This window comes from Sphingobacterium sp. WM (assembly GCF_029542465.1).
Lineage (GTDB): Bacteria > Bacteroidota > Bacteroidia > Sphingobacteriales > Sphingobacteriaceae > Sphingobacterium > Sphingobacterium cellulitidis.
In genome coordinates this window covers 2501156-2522788 of sequence record NZ_CP120709.1, presented here as the reverse complement: position 1 = coordinate 2522788, position 21633 = coordinate 2501156, and the positions used below count along the sequence as shown (strand labels likewise).

The window sequence follows — 21633 nt, the reverse complement described above, 5'->3', positions numbered from 1 at the left end:
AGATAGTATTGATAGTGCAAAATTAGATAGTACAATGGTAGAACAACCTATTAATCCGATCGATTAATTGGGGTTAATGCTGTTTTTACTCCGTCTTCTTATTGACTTCGAAATCCTCTCTCTTGAATTTCTCTGGATAATTAGAACTCAAGTAATATGCTAGGTTGTGCATTGGAAAATCTTCATTTCTAATGTTACCATTCTCATCCATTAAAACATATCGTGGAATACCGTTAAACCGGAATAATTCCCGAAATGCTAAATAATCATCTTCGGAAACTAAAAAACTGTTGTCCATGTAATTCTCTTTGATATATCCATCGTAGAACTTTTTACCAGTATTACCAACATCTGTAATAAATACAAATTCTAGATTCGGATGATCTTTCAATTGATTTCTCAAATCTTTAGTGTGTTCAATATTTGATCGGCAAGGACCACAATTCTCCGCCCAAAAATCAACAACCACAATTTTACCCTTATATGGCTCCATTAATTTTTTAAAAATTGCTGCTGACTCCGTTTTAGGAAGCTCATAACCATTTTTATTTTTATCCTTCTTCGCAATAACTGATTCTAATTCAGAGATTAAAAAGGCTTGATGAAGATTCTTTTTAGCATCAATTAGATTTTTTTCAACCCTTTCCTTATTACCAATGGATCTTAATAAATCTCCAGATATCGCCCGAACCTTAGCAATGTTATAAAACAAGGGTAATTCCTTGCTTTTATATCGAGCCATGCCAACTGAATCTAACTTCTCATATGCATTTTTTTCATTTATAAATTCTCTCAAGGGAAATATTGGAGAAAATTCTATTCGATTGATCGTAAAATTAAACTCTCGTCCAATGAGGTAAGTATGATCATTCATGTCTATTTTTTTTATGAAATCGAAATAAGAAGCTGATAATGGTACTTGCAATACGGCATTGCTACTATCTTGATCTGCATAATACTTTCGGTTCATCTCAAAAGTGAAAAACTTATCCAGGTAATAAAGGTCAATATTATTTAATAGTACCTTCTTTGCTTTTGCCGAATATTTATCTTTTGCAAAAATACCTTGAACCCGGCTTTTCTCTTCTTCCCATTTCTTGTTGGTTATCTCTACAAACTTCTGCTCTGATAAGGTTTTGATCCGAGTTAATAAAGAATCATAAGGTATATCAGGAAGTTCTATGGAAGCGATTTCTTTATTTATTTGCTGGGTATTTCCTAAAAATTGAATGGCCTTTTTTTCATTTTCCACAGATGGATCAATAATCATCGCCAAAGTATTCCCTGGCTCAACATAAAAATTGTAAAATTTATTAAATATAATCATAAATGAATGCAATGGAAATTTGAGCAAGATCTGCGTTTCAAACCTTCCATCTGGACTTATTCGAACTAAGGTTGGACTTTCTTCATTGGTTATGAGATTTCCATGGTAAATCATGCCATATCTCGAAGAATTTTCTGGTTTATATCCTTTGATATAACCTATTATCCGAACGGAGTCCTCCTTGAAAAAATTATCTATACCATAATCTTTAATTTCTTTCACTTTTGATTTCGATAATTCCGATTTTATCCATTGTTCTATTGGTTTTGGAATTGAAGAATCTGATTTTTTAGATTGGGAATATCCCGTAAGGATCGTAGATAGTAGAATGATTAGACTAATTAATGTTTTCATAATCAGCGAATTGGTTTGATTAAATATATTAATTAAAAATGATATTTCTATTTAATTTATTAATATTATATAGACTCATTTTCAGCCTATTTTCCTATTTTTAAGAAAACTAAAACCTACTCATATGCGTAAAACTCTTATTCATGCTCTTGTATTTTCATCTGTATTGGCTTCTTGTGCAAATTCCACCAGTCAATCCAATACGAATTCGAATGCTGACAGCACTAAACTTGAAAAGGAATATCCTAAAATGGGGAATGTCGAAGTGTTAGACCCTGCCATGCTTGCTATTATTGATTCTACGGCTCAAGTTGAAAAACTTGCTGATGGTATGACTTGGGCTGAAGGTCCTGTCTGGGTAAATGATGGCAATTTCCTACTATATTCGGATACCAGACAAAATATTATTTATCAATGGTCTGAAGCTAATGGATTACAGGAATTTATTAAACCTGCCGGTTTTGAAGGCCCTGAGACATACAGTGAGGAGCAAGGAACGAATGGCTTATTGGTTAATAAAGAAGGATTTTTAATTGCCTGTGATCATGGAAACCGAAGAATCGCAAAAATTGATTTGAAAACTAAAAAGAAGGAAACTTTAGTCGATAATTGGCAAGGCAAGAAGTTTAACTCTCCGAATGATATATGCCAACACCCGAATGGTGATTATTATTTTACTGATCCTCCCTATGGCTTACCAGGACGTGAAAATGATACCGAAACAAAAGAAATTGCTGAAAATGGGGTCTACAAAGTCAATGCAAAAGGAGAAGCTACCCAAGTAATCTCAAATTTGGCTAGACCTAATGGAATTGTTATTTCTCCTGATGGAAAAACTTTATTTGTTGCTTTAAGCGATGGAAATAATCCATTTATTATGGCATACGATATTAAAGAGGATGGTCTTTTATCAGAAGGTAGGATATTCTTTGACTTTAAAAAGCAATTCCCAGCAGAATCCTTGGCGGCTGATGGTATAAAAATTGATAAAAATGGAAATATGTTTGCTGCAGCAGGGGATGGAGTGGTAGTGATTAATCCTGCAGGAAAACCAATAGGTAGAATTCGTTCAACTGTACATACGGCAAACTGTGCTTTTGCTACAGATGGATATTTATATCTTACTTCTACAGATCAATTATTACGTGTTAAACTGAAAAATTAAAACCTATTTTCTCGCAGATTGTTCAAGATTTATCACATAAACTCTACGGAAATGAAAGATCAAATTATAGAACTTGAACGCAAATATTGGGATGGAATGGCTAATCTGGACTATGAAACCGTAAAAAATTTAACTTATTTCCCCTGTATAGTTGCGAGTAAGGATGGTGTAAATCAAATTGATGAACCGACCTATAAAAAATATTTTGACATGGGGCAGGGAATGAAAATGAAGATTAAGGGATTGACAGATGCCGTTGTGGAACTATTTAGTAAAAGTTTCGCTACTATAGGGTACCTGATTGAAATCGAGGTTGATAATCAAGGTGAAATTCGTAATTCAAAATGTGTCTGTACTTCTACTTGGATTCTTGAAAATGGAGAATGGAAATGCGTTATGCATACCGAATCTGACTATGTTAAACAGAAAGATTAAATAAAAAATATTTCTTACAATAAAAAAAGGCAAAATCTTGCCTTTTTTTATTGTAATTTTTTCAAGGCTAAGGTTGCTAAACCTTTCATTAACAAAGGGTTAATTTATGCTATTTGAAGTCTGCTTTCCTACCTGCTAAATTGTCTTTAAAATATTACGGTTTCTCATATTAATTCTCAAATCTTTGAAATATCTTTGGCCTTAACCAAATCGTCATTTTATTAACAATTAATTAGCATCATGCTGAACAAATGCTTCTACTGTGGGTACAGAGCTTTGAGTAAAAAGCAACTGAAAGAAAGAAAATGCCCCAAAAAACCAAAAATCCTCTCAATATTTTTAAAATATTGTACTACAGGAATTCTATAACAGTCATGATAAATGGCTGTTATTACCCTTGTATATCATTAAATAGTTGATTTGTAGTTTAATATCTCAAGGATAATTAACTAGACTTACTTGAAATCATTATTTAATTTTTTTAAGTATGTTTTTGTTTCCTATTAAATTATTTTTAATTAAGTTTAGAGAAAACAATTAAATCTTTATATTTAAACTGTAGAGGTTGTCCTAGGACAACCTCTTTTTTTCATGAGAACAATGTTTTAAAACACTGAAAACGAGTTGTTTAATTATTGTGTTGATGTTTTATTCCATTACTCCTGATAGGCTAATGGGTGCTTGTTACCAATAGTAACTTTCGCATTCTTCAATTGATAGATGTTCCAAAACCTAACTATTTTATTTCCTCGACGTTGCTCCAAAACCTTTCTTAGTTTAATTTCCTTAAATAGGTCCGCATACAGGATATGAGGGTCAATAAAATTATTGGATGGACTAATATAATAAGCATCCTCCCCAATTTTTAGTGGTTGTTGGGCTAAATTTAGCCACGCAAATTTGTGGATATCGGTAAGTTTACCTTCTGCAATCAATCGCATGTCTAATGGCATCGCAACATAGTAATATAGATGTCCTGCAGGAAACCAATTCTGTACTAGGATAGCATCCGTGGATTTCATGGATTTATTTTCTATATCCCTTGCTCTTATTTGTTCAAATTGGGTTTTGAAGTCTTTCCATCCTGACATATCCAAGGTAACATCTCCCTGCCCCAAATGTTGCTCATCTGCCTTTGAAAACAAATTTCCTGGGAACCAATGAATCAATAGTACTGCAAACAACATTATCGAAAAAGTAAATCCCAATTGCATATTCAATAACCTCCGAAGCCTGGGGATATTATTCAAATCTAACCGATAATCAATCCATAAAGCTGAAATAATCATAAATCCGAAAAAACCAGGGCCAGACCAGTGGGGGAGAGCTTGCCTAAAAAATGAAACTCCAGTGGTTGCCAAGATAATTGGTATGGAACAAAATAATAGCAGGTAAACAATATGTTTGGATATCCCATAGATTTTAAACTTATTGCGTGTTAATTGGATTAGCACAATAATATAGAGATAAACCAACAAAGGGTTATTGTAGAATATCTGCCCAAAGAATGCCTGAGAAAAGAAATCCAATCGAATTCCAGATTCGATTAGGCTTACTCTTTGACTGTGAAATTTCCAGGTGATATACTGATAATACTCATTCCATAGCCAGATCGGTAGTATACAGATTAAACTGATGAGAATGGAAAAGTAAAGGAACTTATTTTTTAATAATTGCCTTTGAAAAAATAGGATATATCCAATAAATCCAAACCATAAGAAAATAGAATGGACCTTGCTCATACAAGCTAATCCTATCCATAATCCCAATAATAAGAACTGTGCATTTTGCTTCTCGTTGGACTCCTTCATCACTATACAGAGCATACTGTATAAACTGGCAATCCAAAAGGTATTGGCAATTGAATCTGGAAGGATAAATAAGCCTGAAATAATGCTGGAGTATAAGGATGCAGTATAGAGTACCGCTGCTATTAATCCAGCTCGTTCACTCATTAATTGGCGAGCAATGGAAGCAATTAGCCAGGTATTGAAGGCAGCCATAATAATGGCGCCCAAACGCATGGAAAAATCATTTACCCAATAGAGGTTTAAAGTGAAAAATCGAATTAATAATCCAACCATGGGCGGATGGTCAAAATGATTCCAATCCAAATGTTGGGCATAGGTGAAATAATAAACTTCATCATTTCCCAATTCTATAAAATTGGCAAATAAACAACGGATGATCGTCGCCACAACAATCAGCCATCTTAATTTCAGCCTATATTCATTTACCATGGCCAAATGTGAAAATTAAATTTGCCGAAAAATTCCATATAAAAACCATTCCTATGGCCATAAGCTTGCTGAGATAAAAATTGAGCTTCAGCTTCTGATGAAATAGATATAGAAAGCCTGTATTTAAAGCTAAACCTATACAACTGATCCCTAGGAAATAAAGAAATTGACCAATTATTTGAGGATCCTTGCTGGAAAAGGTCCAGATTCGATTGAGGATATAATTGTTGATGACAGCAACCGTAAAACCAATCCCATTGGCTAAGAACTTATTAATCTTGAATTTTTCCTTGCACAGCCATGTGAAGAAAAAGTCTATGGACATACCCAATAAACCAACAGCCGCAAATTTAGCTGCACTCAATGCAATTTTCCACATAGCCTAAATCCTGAAATTTGTAGGTAATTGCGATAAACTGAATCGATGTTCAGTAAAGTAGCTCAGTAATAAAGCATATAAACTGCTGAATGCTACACCTAACATCGACCCAAACCAAACATCATCCAGAAAATGCTGCCCTAAGTAGATTCTTGAATATCCCGTTAGACAGGCAAATATAAATGCGATGACGCCTAAGGATTTACGCTTCGAAAAAATAGCTATGCAGGTTGCTAATGCAAAGGCCGAGGTGGTATGCCCCGATGGAAAGGCATTATGATAGGACATCGGCATCCATGATAGGGAATGAAATAAGGGGTCATCCTGAAGAAAGAATCCAGGACGATTGGTTTGAAAGGATCTCTTTAATAAAGAACAGACTAAACCAGAACCAATATAGCTGGCTGCCATCGCAACTCCTAATCGCCTAGACCATAAGAAAAAACAAAGTAAAGCTAAGGCAACTACAAAGATCCCATCCCCAAATTGAGTGATGACCGTAAAAAAGTAATCGAAAAATAAGGAATTCCTAGAATTGAAAAATATAAATGATTCCTGCTTGGAAAAGGAGAAAATTAATGAACTTACAACAAATAACCAAAGCAGAAAGCTGATATAAAAAACCTTGTTCTCATAATATAGCTTAAGAATACGTTTCATTCTGTTAATTTTACTTTCCTATTCAAAAGCTAAAATTAACCTTGTACTGTTATTCTAATGTTAGGTGAATATTAATTATCGCAATGTTTCTAAAATTTCCTTTGCAGCAAAGGTTCCTCGGTAAAAGGCCTCCTCAAAGATGGAAATTCCTGATAAATCTGAATGCGCGAAAAATATTTTGGATTCGATAGTTCGCTCCAATTGCTTCCTTGCAGAGGAACTAATAAAACCCGGAACTGGGCTGATCATCCCATGTCCAAGCCTGAATATCTCCATCGTCTCCACTTCAGCAGCGATCCCATAATGAGCCTTATTTAAGTCTTCTAAAATAAAGTCCTTCCATTGTACCTCTGACCATTCATATAGTTTTTGCCGCTCGGATTTCAAATCTCTTGAATCCAAACTATGATAGTAAGTGATGACAAAAGGTGATTTGAATTGACCTAGACTTTGATGCTGATCGTAAATATAGCCTAGTCCTTTTCCGCCATGGATGATATTATCCCATGATAAATCTGAACCAATGGATAGAGGAAATTTCTTTAGCGTGATGGTAGCGGTTATCCAAGGGGCATATTGACATAGTTTACTCAACTCCTTCCGCTCTGGTATTAAATACTGATTGACAAACTGTGGACATGCACTCAATAATTGGTCAACAATAAATAACGTGGATTTACCCGTCTTTGAATTAAAAGCATAAACTTTTACTTGATTTCCTGTGTAATCAACCTTATATGCCAACCATCCACATTGAATCTTATCCTGAACAAAACTTGCTAGATGCTTTGCTAACCTTGAATTTCCTTCCTGCCAGGTTAAGACCTCTTCCTTGTCTGGATAATAATCATGCTTCCGGCTCGAAAAATAATGGATTCCTGCAAATGCTGAACTGTTTTTAATCCCCGTTCCAAAATCATCCCGACAGCAGTAATTGACATATTGATAGAGGTTCTCAGAAGTGTAAGCTTGTTCCTGCATCCATTTTTCCATGCTTAGCATATCTAAATCCACTAAATCATGTGCTTGAGACGCAAAAATGGTGGGGATATCAAAGATGAATTTTCCATCCTTTCCTTTCTGTTTACTAAAGGTATCCATTTGTTGAAAGAACCGCTTAAATTCCTCCTGCTCATCTGGATTTAAACCATATTCAGGGACAGACCCTTCTTGCCAATAATTTTTGATGAATAATCTTGACTGTGGCGCAAAACTAAGCTGTTCCTCGTCGAAAATTGGCTTCCCATCATTGGTCCAACCAACAACTATTCCTACTTTTTCCAAAAATTGATAGATTTCCCGATTTGAAGCATTTGGAATCGGAAGATAATGTGCGCCTAAAGGATATTTTGAGTATTGATTTTCCCCCGAACGGGAGTTCCCGCCGGCTTGTTCCTCCATTTCTAAAATCATGAAGTCCGAAAAACCAGATTCCTTTAATTGATAGCCTGCCGATAGTCCGGATATTCCAGCTCCTAATATTAATACAGGTATATGTACCTCTTCGCTGGGTTTTGGAAAATCCGGAAAACGCAAACGATGACCTAAAATATGGTTGGTTCCTGTAAGCCTCAGGAATAATCCATTCGCTTTCTGTTTGCAAGATTGAATAAAAGTAGCGGTAAGACCGACAATAAAACTTGCCTTAAGAAAGTGACGCCTACTCCAATTATATTTTACCCCATTCTTCATCAAAGTATCGCACTAATATCTGATTGTCTAATCGATTGATTTCTACCTCTCTTTTCCCCATATCACCCGCAAAATCTGTTAGCTTTTCAAACTTATAATCATAAAACTTTAATCCCTCCACTTTTTGCTCTACACGGGTAAAATCTATACTCGAATCAGGGGAAAATAAACAAAATCCCCATTCTCCAAATGATGGAACATAGGCATGGTAGGCTTGAGGGTTGGGGAATATTGAAGCAATCGTCGCATGTACACACCAGTAAGATTTCGGTGCATAATAAGGGGAGGTCGTTTGAACAGAAATTATTGCCTCTGGACTCATCAATGTCCGGAGACGTTTATAAAATGCCGTAGTATATAGTTTTCCTAAACTGTAATTTGATGGATCCGGAAAATCTATTATTATAACATCATATTGTTGATTTTGATCCTTTAACCATATAAAAGCATCTTGGTTGATGACCTCGACTTTCTTACTATTTAAGGCATTGGCATTCATTTTTCGTAGGATTTCATTGGTCTGGAATAATTGGGTCATTCCTTCATCCAAATCTACCAATGTTACTTTTTCAACTTCGCCATACTTAAGAACTTCTCGTGCTGCCAATCCATCGCCACCGCCCAAGATCAAGATGTTTTTGGGATTGCGGGAAATGGACATTGCCGGATGAACCAAACTCTCATGATAACGGTATTCATCCTTACTGTTGAACTGTAAATTGTTGTTCAAAAATAATTGATAATCCTTTCCTGAATTCGTTAATACAATCCGTTGATAATTTGTCGTATGCTTATAAATAATGTTATTTCCATATAACTGATTCTCAGAATAATTCAATAGATTATCTGAATAAGCGAAAACAACACACAAAAACAAGAAACAAACGATAGCCTTTACCTTCATCAGGGTAGGGTTTTTCAAAAACTTGCTGAGATAAAAGGTTAGGAATATTCCTACTAATATGTTGATTATGCCGAAAAGTAGGGAAGTCCCCATAACTCCAAGTTTTGGAATCAACAAAATTGGGAAAAGAACGGATGCAATTAAAGCACCGATATAATCAAAGGCAAATACATTGGAAACTAGGTCTTTAAATTGAACCCGATCCTTTAAGATATTCATCAATAATGGGATTTCCATCCCACATAAACAACCTGTTAGAAAAACAATAAAATAAAGGATAAACTGAAAATGCTCTACCTGCTGGAATAATAAAAACAATAGCACAGAACTCGTTCCACCGATCACACCAATCAATAATTCAATTTCAATGAACTTATCAAATAAGTTTTTTTGAATGAATTTGGCTAAGTAGGAACCGACACCCATTGAAAAAAGGTAGGTGCCGATAATAAAAGAAAATTGTTTTACTGAATCTCCTAATAAATAACTCGCTAATGCCCCTGCCACCAGTTCATATACCAATCCACAAATGGAAATGATGAAAACTGCTATCAATAAGAAGATTGACAGATTTTTCTTTTTATCCATGAATGGAAGCTGCAATAATTATGGAAATCCCAAGGATAAAACTTGCAAAAACTATGGCTAGGGCCACATTTTGATTCTTTACTATCTCTTGCCATGACTTCTCAGGAGTTAATTTCTCAATCACCAGATAAGCTAATAATAAGATAATAATTCCAATGAAAGAATATATTACCGAGGCTGCAATGCCTTTGAAAAAATAATCGTAATTCATGTTTGTTCTATTTATGATTTCCAATGAAAAAGTTTGACCTTCGATATATTCTGCTGGACCCTGTACCTGTATGATCCACCTGAGTATCAATTTTGATAGTTGATTCACAGCTTTGCTGGTCCTCAATATATTTTAACCCAAAAATTAATGCTAATCCTACTATACTAAAAATAAAAAAGCCTGATTTAAAAAGGATGCCATAGGCCGTGGATTTATCATAAACCCCAGTTTTTCCCTTTTCATTCGACGAAAATAAGATTGCACCATAAATGACTATACCAATGATATAGATGATATATAAAAAGATTAATGGGGTATTACTATAGCCCCCATATTTTAATTTTATCTGTTCTTCTAGCTTAAATTCCGTGACTTCAGTTTCCAATTCGCCCGTTTCAAAAACGAAATGGTATCTCCCCGGCAGAACTTTACAAAAATCTATATCAATCACATTTGCTAAATTCTGGGGATTCGCAACATGAACTATTGGTCTTAACCTGGTAACAGCATTGTTGGTTTCATTGACCAAACTTATTGTTAACATTGATCCTGAATGACTTGGAATGGAAAAGCCTTCATATACTAAATGCTTTTTTACTGTTCCTTTTAATTCAAATGGCGTGGAAATAAACGAGTTACTGGGAGATTTAGAAGTAAACGTTTCGTTGAATTCAATATGCTGAATCTGCTTTTGAGGCTCGTTGATATAGGAATAAATAAAGTATGGTAATATCAATAATGGCAATATGGACAGTATAAATTGATTGCCAAATTTTTTTGTTCGCTCTAAATAACGTCGTGATTTTTGAAATAAGTTTAAATAACTCTTTCTATCCCAATAGGTTCCTTTATAACATTCCTGCTCCCCATCAATGGTTTCAATAGAGAAAAAATCTAATTCTTTGAATTTATGGGCATAAGTGCTGGCCTCAGATTCATTATCAAGATCCTCAAATACAAATCCTTCCGCATAAATTACCCTTTGCTTTACGGTCTCTTCAAAATAATAGTTTTGATTATCATGGCTTACCGAATCAGGTTTAATCCGAACACTCGCTGGATCGATCTGCTCTAAGGTACAGTAATAACCACCACCATCACTAAAGAAAATATCTTTATCATCCTTATTTAAACAAACATATTCATTGCCAACAGCATTCAGACTTTTCCGCTGAATAATGGTGATAATACAGGGTTTTTTATTTCCAACATCAATTATCTCACCCAATTCTGCCCAGACCGTATTCTGATTGGCTGAAAATTGTTTCTTAAATACCCAGGTATCTTTATCATCACCTACAAAATAGGAATGACAGCTCGGACATACATAACCTGTATAGTCAAAAACCTCGACTGGAAATTTTTGGTTATGGGAACATTTGGAGCATTTTATTTCCATCATTAACGGTTAACTAAGGTTTCGGTTAAAACAGTCGATTCAAAATATGCCTTGTATTCCTTTCCTAAATCTAATACTTTTTCAGAATTATCCTTTAGGTAATTACATAAGTAAACATCAAGGGTCAGTTGACTAAATTCTGGCCAAGTATGCACACAGATATGTGATTCCATCAAACAAACTGCAGCAGTAAATCCAGCACCATCAAAGCTATGCGAGGAACAACCAACCATTTTCAGATCATATTGATCCAACTTTTCCTGCGTAAACTGTAGGAAACCCTCTAAATCACATAATAATTTAGGATCATTTACTTGTAATGTCAATAAAAGATGTTTCCCTGGCCTATAACTTTCTAGCATGTATGATTGATAATTGTTGGCCTAATATAATTCATTTCCGCTGAATTAACAATGCGATTTAATTACAAAGGGCGTGGGCATGATTGTCATTCTGAGCGTAGCGAAGAATCCATTTTTATCAACTATGGGTAGGGGCGTATCGCATACGCCCTTTTTATATTCGGCATATTAGTTCATATCCACACCAAAACCCGCCAGCGTTTTAAGAACCCCGTAGGGGTGGCAGATTTGTAGCCAGGAATGTGTTTACAGACGTATAGCCCCATAGGGGCCGCAGTTTTTAGGGCGTATGCAATCCTCCCCTACATTCGTTTCAAAAACCCGCCAGCGTTTTCAAGAACCCCGTAGGGGTGGCAGATTTGTAGCCAGGAATGTGTTTACAGATGTACAGCCCCATAGGGGCGGCAGTTTGTAGGGCGTATGCAATCCGCCCCTACAATCGTTTCATTTATCCGACAGCGTTTTCAAGAACCCCGTAGGGGTGGCAGATTTGTAGCCAGGAATGTGTTTACAGATGTACAGCCCAATAGGGGCGGCAGTTTGTAGGGCGTATGCAATCCGCCCCTACAATCGTTTCATTTATCCGACAGCGTTTTCAAGAACCCCAGAGGGGTTCAATATTAGTAACCCGATGATATAAACGAATAGCCGCTGCCCAATGCAATCGCTAAAGCGATTGCATTGGGCAGCGGCTTATTTCATTTAACACCTCCTATTACTAACATTAAACTCCTTTGGAGTTTTTATCTCTGCTTTGCATTTTGAAACCCCGTAGGGGTGACATATTTGTAGCCAGGAATATGTTTACAGACGTACAGCCCCATCGGGGCGACATATTTGTAGCCAGGAATATGTTTACAGACGTACAGCCCCATAGGGGTGACATATTTGTAGCAAGGAATGTGTTAACAGATGTACAGCCCCGTAGGGGTGACATATTTGTAGCCAGGAATATGTTTACAGATGTACAGCCCCATCGGGGCGACATATTTGTAGCCAGAAATATGTTAACAGGCGTACAGCCCCATAGGGGTGACATATTTGTAGCCAGGAATATGTTTACAGATGTACAGCCCCATCGGGGCGACATATTTGTAGCAAGGGACATTTAATAAAATACAGCCCCATCGGGGCGGCATATTTGTAGGGCGTATGCAATCCGCCCCTACAAAACGTTTCATTTATCCGATAGGCATTTCGTCAGCGTCTTAACAACCCCTCTGCTTTCCTTGTCCCACAAAAAAGAAGGTGTCTAAAAAGGCACCTTCTTTTGTTTTAATACCTTTCTTGATCTCAATTATATTTTCATAAACAATATTAAGCTGCAAGTCGATTTTCTGTACTTTTCAGCACGTTGATAGCTTGATTTATCGCAAATAGGGAGTTGTTGCCACCAGGTTTACCAATTAAAGTTTTGTTTTTCCACTTTTTTGCCCATTTTCTTAGGTTATGGGCAATAGCCATCAATCCGAACTCCACAGTAACTTTTTCGAGTCCTTTCATACTAAAGCGGGTAAACTTGTTGTTGCTTTTCATCTGTCCAAATACCGCTTCGACTTCCACGGGTCTTTTGCTTCGATGGTATCGCCCTTGTGTCGATAGTAGTCTTTCTCTAGCTTTAGCCTTGAGCCAAGCAAGGCGGTGATTGACTTCAATCAGACGATTGCCCTGTGCTTTATGACACCCATCACGCATCGGACAGCCCTCACATCGCTGAGCTTGATAGCAGCTCACCTGGGCGGCATATCCGTTGGTACTGACCCTGGTTGTTTGTCCGACAAAGCTTAGTTTCTGTCCTGCCGGACACACATAAAAATCCTCCTGATCATTGTAATATAGGTTCTGTACCGAAAAAGGATCCTGCTTATGCTTTCGCTTCTGCTCCATATGGAAGTAATTGTACTTGATAAAAGCGGTTATATCCTGTCCTTCCAACAACTCATAGTTCTGCTCACTGCCATATCCGGCATCTGCGACGATTGACTCACTTTGTTTTCCGTAACGGGACTCAAAGCCTTCCAAATGTTCCGGTAGGGTTGTCGTGTCTGCGGTAGTCTGATGGATACTGTAATGGGTGATGAACTGTTCCTCGGTACTGATCTGTGTATTGTAGGCGGGTTTGAGTTGACCGTTCTTCATGTGATCCTCTTTCATGCGCATAAACACAGCATCGGTATCGGTCTTACTATAACTATTGCGATCCCCTAGTATTTTCAGCTGTTCTTCATATTTCTGCAATCGTGGCAAGTAGTCATCTTCGAGTTTCTTAAGCTGCTTATCGGTAGACTTATTGGCCACTTTGAGCTTTGCATTGATCGCTTTGATCTTTTCCTTCAGCTGCGTGCTGTCGATAGCCTTGCTAACTTCTTGATTGCCTAATGTAGATTGGTCTTGGGTAATCTGCGCATCAATATCGGCAAGAACCGAAGCGATGTTCGCTTCTAACTTTACCTTGTTTTTCTCAACCGATTTCTTCCATACAAACGTATAACGACCAGCTGCAGATTCGATCTTGGTACCATCAACATACTGAACTTTCAGGCTGACGTACTCCATTTCATGTAACATCCGGACGATACTTGCAAACAACTCCTGTATTTGCCCCTTAAGACGCTTCCCCCTGAAATAGTTGATCGTACGATAATCAGGGGTACTGTTGCCAGAAAGCCACATGAAATAGATGTTCTCTTGTAAGGCGCGTTCAATCTTTCGGCAAGAATAGATATTGCTTAAATAGGCGTAGAACAACACTTTGATGAGCATCCGGGGATGGAAACTAGTAGTGCCTCCCCCTTTATAAAGTCGGATAATATGATCCAGATCCAACTGATCAACAACCTGATTCACCAACCGAACAGGATGGTTCAATGGAATACGATCAAAAATATTTTCAGGAAATAGACTCGGACTATTGGATGGAAGAGCTTTGAATTGTATGTTTGCCATATTGTTTTTTGGGTGCACCTTAAGATACTAAATCTTAAGGACAAAAAACAGAAAACCCCGCCATTTTTTAATGACGGGGTTATTTTTTTTAGAGACCTTTTTAGACAGCCTCTTTTTATTACAATGGATTTATCGCCGTCTTAAGACACATGCACCTCTTGCGCAGGTTTAACCTTACTTGGATCTTTTTGTAAAATCACGGTTAAGATACCATCTTCAAAACTTGCATGCACATTATCCAATAACACCTCATCCTGTAATTGGAATGCACGTTCAAATTCACCCAATTGCTGTTCTTGGTAGATGTATTTCAATCCAGGCTCTAGTTCTGCCGCCTTGCATGATATTTTTAACAGTTGATCGGTAATATTGACTTGAAATTGTTCCTTCTTACGACCAGCAGCAAATACCTGTACCTGATAAAACTCTTCATTTTCAGCAATATTCACCGGAATATTGGTTTTATTGCCGCGATTGAATGGACTGCCTTCTTGGAACAAATGGTTCTGTAAACGGCTAAATTTCCTTCTAAAATGGCTTCTGCATAGATTGTTTTGTGCTTCTGCGGATTGATTATATTCTTCTCTTCTAAACATTTCTTTAATTTTTTGATATTAATAAATAGGGACAATAGTTGCTTTACGCGTATTGTTGACATAAGTTACTGGAACAATAGCATTTGTTTTCTCGGATAGGTAGGGTCTTGCATCATATGGATCCATCATATAAGGGTTATCCGATTTGAAGCGACGATTTTGAACTTTGGAATAAATTAAGGTTCCTATTGAAAATAAGATCGAGGTCACCAATAGAATCTTAAAGATTGTTCCAATTAATAATGTTGCTATTCCGACCACTGCTGTTGCTACGAGTAACTTTGGAATTATAAATTGAATTTTATTTTTCATGTTTTTATTTTTTTAAATCTTGTAAAGGCCTTTGATGTTGTAGACGTTGGACAGCATCCTTTTACCTTAAATTATTTTGAAAAATTTCAATTTATTTTTTCCAGCCTAAAAACCACATCTAGAATTAAAGCGTTTTTTCCATTCCTCGCGAAATCGCTCGCGTTCGTCCTCACTAAGGTTAGGGTTTTCCATATCATGCGGTCGCATACGGCGTCCAAATCCCGGACCTGGTTTGCCAAAACCCCGACCAAATAATAATTTGGACAATACAAACAAGCCCAAGGCTTGCCAATAGCTGATACTTTTCAAACCAAAGATCTCCGGCATCAGATGATTCCAAAGGAATTGAAGTAGGCCAATGACCAAAAAGAATAATATGGCAATTGCAAAAACCTTAAAGATTTTTTTAACCTTTCTTTTTTTATGCATATTGTTATTCATCACTAATATTTTTAAGATTTTAATTCATTATATAAACCACGTAACCTCAAGCGTAAATGCTTCACGGCATAGCTTTTCCGGCTAATAATCGTTTTGAGGTTTTCATTTTCAAGATTGGCAATTTCCTGTAAGGTCATTTCTTCAATTTCATTCATGATAAAGACCTTTCTTTGTTTCTCGGGCAATTCCTCGAGCGCGTTCATCAACTCATCCCAAAATATATCCTTAAACATTTTGAGTTCGGGATTGTCGGTTTCATCTGCGACCAATAGATGTGCAATAGGGAAGGAGTCCTCGTCGCCCCCTTCTGTGAGTTCATCGAGCGATTCATTTTTCTTCTTGCGGTAACTATCGGTAATTTTATTGCGTGTTACGGAATATAACCATGCGCCAGCATTCCCTAGATCATCAATATTGGTTACTCTAGAGAATTGATACCAAACTTCTTGCAAAATATCCTCCGCATCCGCTGTCTTTTGTACGCGTGACTTGACAAAACGCAGCAATTGACCGCCATATGTTTTGACGACCTCCGTAAATGATTTGGCATTTTTTTCCGACATGTGTTCTAGCTGTGCCTCGTCCATACAGACAATGACGAATCAAAACTGTTTTTACTTTAAAATATTTCTAATTATTTTTTGATTCAGGAAGGATGCCTTTGAATAGGAAAGTTTTATAATCATTATCTTCTAAATTTTGAAGATTGAAATAGGGATATCTACGACCTTCAATATTTTTTCTTTTAATAGGGTCGTTCTTATAAATATACTTCAGGTATGAAATTTTGGCTTTAATTTCAGGATATTCTTCTATTATTTTATCATAAATGGCCTGTTTCTCAGGTTTTAATTTTATTTCGGTCTCATCTAAGATAATATAAGCCCAATCTTTGTTTTTTACCTTTATATATTTCTCAGCAGCCCTTTGTTTTTCAATAACAATTTTATTATTTCTGGAATTACTGTTTTTTATTTCTATCAATGTTGCCTTAGCATTACTGAATTTTCTAACTAAAAAATCCGGTTTATATCGAACACATCCATCGCCATAAATTTCAGTTATCGTTAGGGAGTTCTGTCGATAATTTATAACAATTGGCTCTCGCATATAGGCACAATACTCTTCAATCATGAGAACAAATTTTAATTCCAATTTGGAGTCCAGCAACAATCCGTTATAGAGTATTTTATCAGCTTTTATGAAAAAAGATTTTTTCTTCATGATGTGATATTGAGTTAGTTTTTGATTTGTTTCAATAATATATCATCAATTCTTTGTTATTAAAAGAAGCGATATATTCCATTTTATTGGCTAATATCTCCTTTAAGTTATGAAAAACAACCGGGATTTGGGAGATGCCATCATATTAAAGAATTACTACAATTTATATTAAAAAAAATTTAGAACTATTTAATCGAACTATTTCAAAACCCAAGTGTTCAGCCTATGAATACTTACTATTTTGGATAAGCTCGCAAAGGCATCTTGATTAATTAGTATTGACAAATTACCTTAAGGCAGAAATAGGTGATAGGTCTAAATAATTGACAGCTTCAATTTTTATAATTGGAGCTGTTATTAAATCATAATTAACCGTTTTTCAATAAAAATCAAATTAATTCAAACCAAATACGTTCTGTACTGTTCTTTATATACACACATATTTATTCACTATTAAAAACAAAAAAAATGGATTCATTAGATTTAAAAGGAAGATGGAATATTTTAAAAGGAAAAGTAAAACAACAATATGCGGATCTAACGGATGACGATTTATTGTATGTTGAAGGAAAAGAAGATGAACTTTATGGTAAACTTCAGAAAAAAACTGGAAAAACCCGTGAAGAAGTTCAAACTTGGTTAAGAGATTTGGATAAATAATATCCAAAACGACTATCATAAAAAAATGCCTGACCATTACGGTCGGGCATTTTCATTTTCTATCCTAATTGTATTGTGGCAATGAATGCCTTTTTTCTTTTCACTACTTCAAAGCTAAAGCATTCATTGATAATTAGAAATACCTGTTTTAAGGTAATTTATAGAATACAACTATTTTGGATCCTTCAGTAAATCAATAATATTTTCAATAGGTCTGCCAATGGCCGCTTTCCCATCTTTAATGACGATGGGTCGCTCTATTAGAATCGGATTTTCAATCATAATATCTATCCACTCTGCATCTGTTAAATCTTTTCCACTATATTTTTCTTTGAATATTGTTTCCGTTTTGCGAATAAGATCCAGTGGCTTCATCTTTAGCATGTTTAATATATCCTGGAGCTCTTTTTTTGTAGGTACCTCTTTTAGGTATTCCTGTACTTCAAATTCTGCATGATTTTCCTCTAAAAGCTGATAGGCAGCCCTACTTTTGCTACATCTATTATTGTGATATATTTTTATCATGATTCAATAAATTTTAGATTTTATATATTCCTTCAAATTTATATTTCTTTTGGGGAATTAGTAAATAATCAATAAAAAACGCGATATCTCAGTATCGCGTTTATATCCTATTTATTGTAAGTATTAGGGTCGAATGCCTCCTTGAGGTTCTTGGGTTCTATTTTCTTTTTATGGTTTAGATTGTGTCTACTATTCGAAGATGTTACATAGGCCTGTTGTCGGGTGCGTTGTAAATTTCCGATAGGGCAATTTTCTTCGATTGTTCTAAATGGGGTGAAGGATAGGTTTTCCATAACTTCGAAATTTCCGTCTGCAGGTACTTCCTGTTTGAAAATAGTAATCTTTGCTACTGTTTGAAAAGGGGCAATGTTCTGATCCCATTCAACTGTCAAATCGTTAATTGGTAATTTGTCCAAATCTGAACATAATTGAATTTGAAGCTCAAATGTTAATTCATGTTTTGCAATTTCCTTTATTATTGCTGAACGATATGGCCAATCTTCTGATTCTATATCTACCTCTCTGTCTTGAATTTTACTTCGGGTTTCTGCGGTTGGTATCACTCGGATCTTGCCCATATAATCCCCATGACGTACGGCTCCCATACTATAAAATTCATATAAAAAACTGTTTATTGCTGGGATTTTTTCAAAAGTTTTCAATGCATTTAATTCCTTTAATGCTTCCCAATTTGGAAACGCTTTTTTGTTTTCTGTAGCCCATAATGCAGCAAACTCCAATTTCCCTAAGGCTCCTTTTTCAAAAAAATCAGTCAACTTTAGGAATAACTTTGAGATAAAAACATAATGCTCAGCAGTATTACAAAAGAATACAGGATTATTAATCAAGTTATAATCCATATTTGGGGAATCTTCCTCATTTGGTGCAAGCTTCTTCCCAGGAATATCAAATACCTTAATAGCCATTCCTTGGGCATTTCCACTTAGTTTATCTGGTAGTACACGCGAGGAGCCATTGGAAAAACGAATGACTGCTTCATGTTTGCCCGGTTGTGCATAAATTCCTTGGGCCAATTCTGAAGGTAAACCAGACAAAATCTCAAATTCTGCTTTTAATGCTGCGTATCCGTTGGCATGTGCATCTCTAGTGTAGTGGTTAATATGACTTAAGGTCTTGGTTTCCTTTATATAATTTTGAATATCATTGTTTATCGTTGTCATGTACTCTTTGAAATTCTCTGGAATTTCCTCGAGTTCAGGTTTATACTGAATATATTCCTTGTTCATAGTTTGTGTAATTAATTATTACAAATAGTTGTTATTAGGCATTGTGATCAAATGGAATTATGGAAGCTCACTAATCCATTTTAATGCAGAAAGACTTGGAATAAAGCAATATTCACCACCTTTGACAATATTATAAGTTTGAAGATTGTGATATCTTTTAACCATTGGATCTGCCGGGACAGTGAAAAGACCATCTTTTTGAACCGAAATTAAAGGATCCCTTTCAGTTCCTAGGTTTTGAGAATTTCCATCATTTACCCATTGCGCCTGCAGAAATTCCATGGTTCCCATGGCATTCGCACTGATCGCTAAAAAATATTGGCCTCTTTCCTTACCATCATTCTTGATGATATCGGGAGCAACAATATCTCCAAATGTTACGCTCTTTCGGATAATGCGATGTAAGCGAACATCTTCCATGACGAAGTTTTTAGAGTCCCGAGGGTTCATGCGCCTAATATGGGAGGAAAAGGGACATTTTTTCCCATATTCATCATCCTTAAAGGAAAAATCATTGTTCTTATTTGCATTTTCTCCCAAAGCCTGGTCATCACTTTCAGGGCTTAATACCAATGGAGCTCCACTTCGCCAGCGGCCTACCATTTTTGCTGCCAACAGTTCTCCTTCTTCAGGACTATTACTGTTTTCTTGGATGAATTTATTGAATTCAGCCACCTGACTTTGGTATTTCCGAACGGCTAAAAAAGACCCATTTTTACCTAATATCTCGGGCTGCGGAAATGGCGCGATTACTCCTGCCTCGCCAGGGTATCCCAAAATAAATTCACCTGCTTTAATTGGACGATCATAACTTGCTGGCATATCAATACCGGAACCTTCGATTTCAGGATTACTAATCCCATCCCGAAAACCAAATACATTTTTTACCTCCTCGGTTGCTCCAAAATCATGTTGAAACAACACTTCAATGCCTGTATTCCCTTCTAATTCTTGTCTGAACTGATTCAATAAATCTTGCCAAGCCTCCTTAGAATCTGCAATGACAGCTGCTGCAACATGGATCTCCTGTTTAAAAGCTTTTTCCCAATGTTTTGGATCATTTACACCTTCATCTTTTAGGAATTTAGCGCGAGCAGCCATACCTTCCTTAAAGGATTCTGGAAAAGAATCCAATGAAGATTTATCTAAACCTAAAGCCTCCAATCCCTGGTAGGTAAGGGTGAGGAAAACCGTTGCACCCTCATTCTTATCCCAATCTTGCGCAGAATGAACCAAGGGTAAAACAGCTTTAATCATGTCTTTTCCCGATGCTGCAGACTTGATTTTTATGGCCGCCATAGTTCCATAGTAGGGAATAGGTCGACTCCTTAAGATCATGGATTGAATATCATCTAGCTCTATTTCAACCTTATTGGGATTGAATATCCTTTTTAATAACTCGAATGCCATAGTCTAACTTTTATTTGCCTCATCAATAACTTTGTTTAGGCCACTTACAATTTTATCTTGTCGGCGAATATCATTTACCGTCAAATGTGGAACCCCAACATACCATCCAGTTGCGGTAATTTGATGGTCAATAATAAATTGTTTAACACTGGGGTCTTTAATGCCAGGCCAACCTTCTACATTGCCAAAGATAATATCCATTAATTCAGGGATTTTGGTTGCAAAATCATCTATATAGGCATCCCAATCCCCATCATAAGCGGTACAAAACAAAATTTTAGTATCGTTATCTAAAAGCACGATGCGAAGGTCATGTAATGTTCCGACGCGGGTTGCACCACCAAGGTTCCCATCAGCTATCTCCATTATTTTCTTTAATCGTTCGCCACCTCCAGGTTTTAAATCTGCAATTGCTGTCAATTCTGAAACACGACCAGAACGAAGTCCTTTCTTTCCAGCAGATTCAATGGAATGATCATATCCATCATTCGCCGCTTCCTTAAAATTTGCAATAATTAAGTCTTTCTTTAATTTTAAATCTTCTAACATACTCATC

General features: G+C 36.1%; 22 protein-coding genes. 3 read left to right on the top strand and 19 right to left on the bottom strand.

What is annotated here, in order from left to right; all coding sequences use genetic code 11:
• Positions 1-85: 85 nt before the first annotated feature.
• Positions 86-1681 carry a TlpA disulfide reductase family protein gene (locus PZ892_RS10780; RefSeq protein ID WP_277711137.1) on the bottom strand — a complete coding sequence of 532 codons (1596 nt, stop codon included), beginning with the start codon at positions 1679-1681 and terminating at the stop codon, positions 86-88.
• 124 nt (positions 1682-1805) lie between these two features.
• On the opposite strand from PZ892_RS10780, the gene PZ892_RS10775 reads away from it, so the two are divergent.
• Positions 1806-2846, top strand: a complete 1041-nt coding sequence (locus PZ892_RS10775; protein WP_277711136.1) for an SMP-30/gluconolactonase/LRE family protein — start codon at positions 1806-1808, stop codon at positions 2844-2846.
• 51 nt (positions 2847-2897) lie between these two features.
• On the top strand, positions 2898-3281 hold the full coding sequence (locus tag PZ892_RS10770; RefSeq protein ID WP_277711134.1) for a nuclear transport factor 2 family protein: 384 nt from the start codon (positions 2898-2900) through the stop codon (positions 3279-3281).
• Positions 3282-3937: 656 nt separating this feature from the next.
• Here the strand turns inward: PZ892_RS10770 and PZ892_RS10765 are convergent.
• The 14 genes from PZ892_RS10765 to PZ892_RS10700 all read right to left on the bottom strand — a co-directional run bounded on the left by PZ892_RS10765 (position 3938) and on the right by PZ892_RS10700 (position 17235).
• Positions 3938-5521 carry a glycosyltransferase family 39 protein gene (locus PZ892_RS10765; protein WP_277712924.1) on the bottom strand — a complete coding sequence of 528 codons (1584 nt, stop codon included), beginning with the start codon at positions 5519-5521 and terminating at the stop codon, positions 3938-3940.
• Complete coding sequence (locus PZ892_RS10760) at positions 5511-5900, bottom strand: GtrA family protein (protein WP_277711132.1); 390 nt, start codon at positions 5898-5900, stop codon at positions 5511-5513. The genes PZ892_RS10765 and PZ892_RS10760 overlap by 11 nt, the downstream gene beginning before the upstream one ends.
• Before the next feature lie 3 nt (positions 5901-5903).
• Positions 5904-6560, bottom strand: coding sequence for a phosphatase PAP2 family protein (locus PZ892_RS10755; protein ID WP_277711130.1), 657 nt, complete (start codon positions 6558-6560; stop codon positions 5904-5906).
• Positions 6561-6635: 75 nt separating this feature from the next.
• Complete coding sequence (locus PZ892_RS10750; protein ID WP_277711129.1) at positions 6636-8252, bottom strand: NAD(P)/FAD-dependent oxidoreductase; 1617 nt, start codon at positions 8250-8252, stop codon at positions 6636-6638.
• The gene (locus PZ892_RS10745) at positions 8230-9744 is read right to left on the bottom strand and encodes a polyamine aminopropyltransferase (RefSeq protein ID WP_277711128.1); all 1515 of its coding nucleotides are present in this window, start codon (positions 9742-9744) and stop codon (positions 8230-8232) included. The genes PZ892_RS10750 and PZ892_RS10745 overlap by 23 nt, the downstream gene beginning before the upstream one ends.
• A complete protein-coding gene (locus tag PZ892_RS10740; RefSeq protein WP_094258902.1) occupies positions 9737-9955 on the bottom strand; it encodes a DUF350 domain-containing protein in 219 nt (72 codons plus the stop codon). The genes PZ892_RS10745 and PZ892_RS10740 overlap by 8 nt, the downstream gene beginning before the upstream one ends.
• A gap of 7 nt (positions 9956-9962) precedes the next feature.
• Complete coding sequence (locus PZ892_RS10735; protein ID WP_277711126.1) at positions 9963-11357, bottom strand: hypothetical protein; 1395 nt, start codon at positions 11355-11357, stop codon at positions 9963-9965.
• On the bottom strand, positions 11357-11716 hold the full coding sequence (locus PZ892_RS10730; RefSeq protein ID WP_277711125.1) for an S-adenosylmethionine decarboxylase: 360 nt from the start codon (positions 11714-11716) through the stop codon (positions 11357-11359). The genes PZ892_RS10735 and PZ892_RS10730 overlap by 1 nt, the downstream gene beginning before the upstream one ends.
• 1317 nt (positions 11717-13033) lie before the next feature.
• On the bottom strand, positions 13034-14662 hold the full coding sequence (locus tag PZ892_RS10725; RefSeq protein WP_277711123.1) for an IS1182 family transposase: 1629 nt from the start codon (positions 14660-14662) through the stop codon (positions 13034-13036).
• A 140-nt stretch (positions 14663-14802) separates the two neighbouring features.
• Positions 14803-15258, bottom strand: coding sequence for an Hsp20/alpha crystallin family protein (locus PZ892_RS10720; protein WP_277711122.1), 456 nt, complete (start codon positions 15256-15258; stop codon positions 14803-14805).
• Between the two features lie 18 nt (positions 15259-15276).
• Positions 15277-15570, bottom strand: a complete 294-nt coding sequence (locus PZ892_RS10715; protein ID WP_277711121.1) for a hypothetical protein — start codon at positions 15568-15570, stop codon at positions 15277-15279.
• A 105-nt stretch (positions 15571-15675) separates the two neighbouring features.
• Positions 15676-16011 carry a hypothetical protein gene (locus PZ892_RS10710; RefSeq protein ID WP_277711120.1) on the bottom strand — a complete coding sequence of 112 codons (336 nt, stop codon included), beginning with the start codon at positions 16009-16011 and terminating at the stop codon, positions 15676-15678.
• A gap of 11 nt (positions 16012-16022) precedes the next feature.
• Entirely contained in the window at positions 16023-16574 is a 552-nt protein-coding gene (locus PZ892_RS10705; protein WP_277711119.1) for an RNA polymerase sigma factor, read from the bottom strand.
• Positions 16575-16641: 67 nt separating this feature from the next.
• Complete coding sequence (locus tag PZ892_RS10700; RefSeq protein ID WP_277711118.1) at positions 16642-17235, bottom strand: TnsA endonuclease N-terminal domain-containing protein; 594 nt, start codon at positions 17233-17235, stop codon at positions 16642-16644.
• Between the two features lie 468 nt (positions 17236-17703).
• Here PZ892_RS10700 and PZ892_RS10695 point away from each other — a divergent pair, with 468 nt between their 5' ends.
• Positions 17704-17895: a CsbD family protein gene (locus PZ892_RS10695; RefSeq protein WP_093097249.1), complete on the top strand. Its 192-nt coding sequence runs from the start codon at positions 17704-17706 to the stop codon at positions 17893-17895.
• Between the two features lie 171 nt (positions 17896-18066).
• Here the strand turns inward: PZ892_RS10695 and arsC are convergent, their stop codons facing one another.
• From arsC to PZ892_RS10675, 4 genes are all read right to left on the bottom strand, one after another.
• Entirely contained in the window at positions 18067-18420 is a 354-nt protein-coding gene (gene arsC, locus PZ892_RS10690) for an arsenate reductase (glutaredoxin) (RefSeq protein ID WP_277711116.1), read from the bottom strand.
• A gap of 107 nt (positions 18421-18527) precedes the next feature.
• Positions 18528-19667, bottom strand: a complete 1140-nt coding sequence (locus PZ892_RS10685) for a catalase family protein (RefSeq protein WP_277711115.1) — start codon at positions 19665-19667, stop codon at positions 18528-18530.
• Between the two features lie 57 nt (positions 19668-19724).
• Entirely contained in the window at positions 19725-21077 is a 1353-nt protein-coding gene (locus PZ892_RS10680) for a Dyp-type peroxidase (protein ID WP_277711114.1), read from the bottom strand.
• A 3-nt stretch (positions 21078-21080) separates the two neighbouring features.
• The gene (locus tag PZ892_RS10675) at positions 21081-21632 is read right to left on the bottom strand and encodes a hypothetical protein (protein WP_094258892.1); all 552 of its coding nucleotides are present in this window, start codon (positions 21630-21632) and stop codon (positions 21081-21083) included.
• Position 21633 lies beyond the last annotated feature (1 nt).

What these genes read in the sequence shown, in the direction of transcription:
- PZ892_RS10780 (WP_277711137.1), bottom strand. Translation starts at nt 1,681, where the DNA reads ATGAAAACATTAATTAGTCTAATCATTCTACTATCTACGATCCTTACG.
- PZ892_RS10775 (WP_277711136.1), top strand. Translation starts at nt 1,806, where the DNA reads ATGCGTAAAACTCTTATTCATGCTCTTGTATTTTCATCTGTATTGGCT.
- PZ892_RS10770 (WP_277711134.1), top strand. Translation starts at nt 2,898, where the DNA reads ATGAAAGATCAAATTATAGAACTTGAACGCAAATATTGGGATGGAATG.
- PZ892_RS10765 (WP_277712924.1), bottom strand. Translation starts at nt 5,521, where the DNA reads ATGGTAAATGAATATAGGCTGAAATTAAGATGGCTGATTGTTGTGGCG.
- PZ892_RS10760 (WP_277711132.1), bottom strand. Translation starts at nt 5,900, where the DNA reads ATGTGGAAAATTGCATTGAGTGCAGCTAAATTTGCGGCTGTTGGTTTA.
- PZ892_RS10755 (WP_277711130.1), bottom strand. Translation starts at nt 6,560, where the DNA reads ATGAAACGTATTCTTAAGCTATATTATGAGAACAAGGTTTTTTATATC.
- PZ892_RS10750 (WP_277711129.1), bottom strand. Translation starts at nt 8,252, where the DNA reads ATGAAGAATGGGGTAAAATATAATTGGAGTAGGCGTCACTTTCTTAAG.
- PZ892_RS10745 (WP_277711128.1), bottom strand. Translation starts at nt 9,744, where the DNA reads ATGGATAAAAAGAAAAATCTGTCAATCTTCTTATTGATAGCAGTTTTC.
- PZ892_RS10740 (WP_094258902.1), bottom strand. Translation starts at nt 9,955, where the DNA reads ATGAATTACGATTATTTTTTCAAAGGCATTGCAGCCTCGGTAATATAT.
- PZ892_RS10735 (WP_277711126.1), bottom strand. Translation starts at nt 11,357, where the DNA reads ATGATGGAAATAAAATGCTCCAAATGTTCCCATAACCAAAAATTTCCA.
- PZ892_RS10730 (WP_277711125.1), bottom strand. Translation starts at nt 11,716, where the DNA reads ATGCTAGAAAGTTATAGGCCAGGGAAACATCTTTTATTGACATTACAA.
- PZ892_RS10725 (WP_277711123.1), bottom strand. Translation starts at nt 14,662, where the DNA reads ATGGCAAACATACAATTCAAAGCTCTTCCATCCAATAGTCCGAGTCTA.
- PZ892_RS10720 (WP_277711122.1), bottom strand. Translation starts at nt 15,258, where the DNA reads ATGTTTAGAAGAGAAGAATATAATCAATCCGCAGAAGCACAAAACAAT.
- PZ892_RS10715 (WP_277711121.1), bottom strand. Translation starts at nt 15,570, where the DNA reads ATGAAAAATAAAATTCAATTTATAATTCCAAAGTTACTCGTAGCAACA.
- PZ892_RS10710 (WP_277711120.1), bottom strand. Translation starts at nt 16,011, where the DNA reads ATGAATAACAATATGCATAAAAAAAGAAAGGTTAAAAAAATCTTTAAG.
- PZ892_RS10705 (WP_277711119.1), bottom strand. Translation starts at nt 16,574, where the DNA reads ATGTCGGAAAAAAATGCCAAATCATTTACGGAGGTCGTCAAAACATAT.
- PZ892_RS10700 (WP_277711118.1), bottom strand. Translation starts at nt 17,235, where the DNA reads ATGAAGAAAAAATCTTTTTTCATAAAAGCTGATAAAATACTCTATAAC.
- PZ892_RS10695 (WP_093097249.1), top strand. Translation starts at nt 17,704, where the DNA reads ATGGATTCATTAGATTTAAAAGGAAGATGGAATATTTTAAAAGGAAAA.
- arsC (WP_277711116.1), bottom strand. Translation starts at nt 18,420, where the DNA reads ATGATAAAAATATATCACAATAATAGATGTAGCAAAAGTAGGGCTGCC.
- PZ892_RS10685 (WP_277711115.1), bottom strand. Translation starts at nt 19,667, where the DNA reads ATGAACAAGGAATATATTCAGTATAAACCTGAACTCGAGGAAATTCCA.
- PZ892_RS10680 (WP_277711114.1), bottom strand. Translation starts at nt 21,077, where the DNA reads ATGGCATTCGAGTTATTAAAAAGGATATTCAATCCCAATAAGGTTGAA.
- PZ892_RS10675 (WP_094258892.1), bottom strand. Translation starts at nt 21,632, where the DNA reads ATGAGTATGTTAGAAGATTTAAAATTAAAGAAAGACTTAATTATTGCA.